Source organism: Hydrogenophaga sp. 70-12, assembly GCF_001897365.1.
Lineage (GTDB): Bacteria > Pseudomonadota > Gammaproteobacteria > Burkholderiales > Burkholderiaceae_C > Hydrogenophaga > Hydrogenophaga borbori.
This window is the reverse complement of record NZ_MKSS01000238.1, coordinates 1-1,879: the sequence shown is the minus strand read 5'-3', so window position 1 is coordinate 1,879 and position 1,879 is coordinate 1. Positions and strand designations below refer to the sequence as shown.

Here is a 1,879-nt window from a genome sequence, read left to right as displayed (position 1 = left end):
AGAGCGCGCTGCGCTGGTCGGCGCGCAGGTGGGACATGCTGTGGTGGTAGGCCTCCACGCTGTCCATGGCCAGGGCCTGGAAGGTGGTCTTGGCGCGCAGCGGGCGCGGCGCCCAGTCGGCCTTGGGGTAGATCTGGCCCAGCGGGCCGAAAACCGGCCGGCGCAGGCCCAGCGGCAGGCGGCGGCGCACGGCCTCCTCGCCCAGGTGCAGGCGGTAGCGGCGGTAGCCGCCGAAGCTCTCGTCGCCGCCGTCGCCCGACAGGGCCACGGTCACGTGCCGGCGCGCCATCTGGCAGACGCGGTAGGTCGGGATGGCGGAACTGTCGGCGAAAGGCTCGTCGTAGAGCCAGGCCAGGGTGTCGATGAGGCCGAAGTCGTCGCTGCCCACCACGTCGAGCGTGTGGTTCGTGCGGTAGCGATCGGCCACCATCTTGGCGAAGTCCGACTCGTTGAAGCGCGGATCGTCGAAGCCGATGGCGCAGGTGTGCACGGGCGATTCGGACAGGCCGGCCATGGTGGCCACCACGGCGCTCGAATCGACGCCGCCCGACAGGAAGGCGCCCAGCGGCACGTCGGCGATCATGCGCAGGCGCACCGACTCGCGCAGGCGCTCGCGCAGCTCGGCCTGGGCGTCGGCGGCGCTGATGGGGTTGTCGGTGGTGAAGCGCACGTCCCAGTAGGCCTGGGGCTCGGGGCGCGCCGCGCCACCGCGGCGCAGCGTGAGCGTGTGCGCCGAAGGCAGCTTGTGCGCGCCCTCGTAGATGCAGCGCGGGTCGGCCACGTAGCCCAGCGAGAAGTACTCCTCCACCGCCAGCGGGTCGATGCGGCGCTGGAAGCCGGGGTGCGAGGTGATGGTCTTGAGTTCGGAGCCGAAGACGAAGCTGCCGTCGGGCAGCCAGGCGTAGTGCAGCGGTTTCACGCCCAGGCGGTCGCGCGCCAGAAACAGGGTCTGCTGGTGGCGGTCCCACAGCGCGAAGGCGAACATGCCGCGCAGGCGCTGCACGCAGGCCGGGCCCCAGGCGCGCCAGGCGTTGACGATGACCTCGGTGTCGCTGCGCGTGCGGAACTTCAGGCCCAGCGAGCGCAGCTCGGGCACGAGCTGCTGGAAGTTGTAGATCTCGCCGTTGAAGACGATGGCGATGCTGCCGTCCTCGCTGAACAGCGGCTGGTCGCCGGTGGACAGGTCGATGACCGACAGGCGCCGGTGGCCCAGGGCCAGGCCGGGCTCCAGGTGCAGGCCGTCGCTGTCGGGGCCGCGGTGCGACTGCACGTCGTTGATGCGGCGCATCAGCGCCGGGTCGAAGGGCCGCAGGCCCACGGGGTCGAACAGGCCGGCGATGCCGCACATATCAGGAGCTCTCCGTGGTGGGCAGCCAGGCCGCGAGGCGGTCCAGGTTGGCCTGCCAGCTGAAGTTCTGGACAACGTGTTCGCGCGCCGCCGCGCCCAGGCGCTCGCGGCGCGCCGGATCGGCCAGCCAGGCGAGCACGCCTTGCGCGAAGCACTCGGCTTCGTCGCAGCGCCACAGGCCCTGCTCGGCCGTGGCGCCGATCGGCTCGGCGCAGGACGGGACCGTGATCACGGGCTGCCCCATGGCCATGGCCTCCAGGATCTTGTTCTGGATGCCGCGCGCCACGCGCAGCGGCGCCACCACCGCGCCCGCGTGCTGCAGGTAGGGTTCCACCTGGGGCACGGTGCCGGTGACGTGAACCGCGCCGCCCGCCAGCGCCTGCACAGCCGGCGTGGGGTTGCGGCCCACGATCCAGAAGCTGGCCTGGGGCTCGCGCTCGCGGATGCGTGGCAGCACCTCGGTGGCGAACCAGACCACGGCGTCCACGTTGGGCCAGTAGTCCATGGCGCCGGTGAAGACGATGGCGCGCT

2 protein-coding genes are annotated in these 1,879 nt (G+C 72.0%); both read right to left on the bottom strand.

The annotated features are described in order from the left end of the window. The coding region (gene asnB, locus BGO22_RS13710) for an asparagine synthase (glutamine-hydrolyzing) (protein ID WP_286851312.1) at nucleotides 1-1,348 on the bottom strand (1,348 nt) is incomplete at its 3' end. A gap of 1 nt (nucleotide 1,349) precedes the next feature. Further along, on the bottom strand, nucleotides 1,350-1,879 hold a 530-nt coding region (locus tag BGO22_RS13705; protein ID WP_286851311.1), incomplete at its 5' end, for a glycosyltransferase.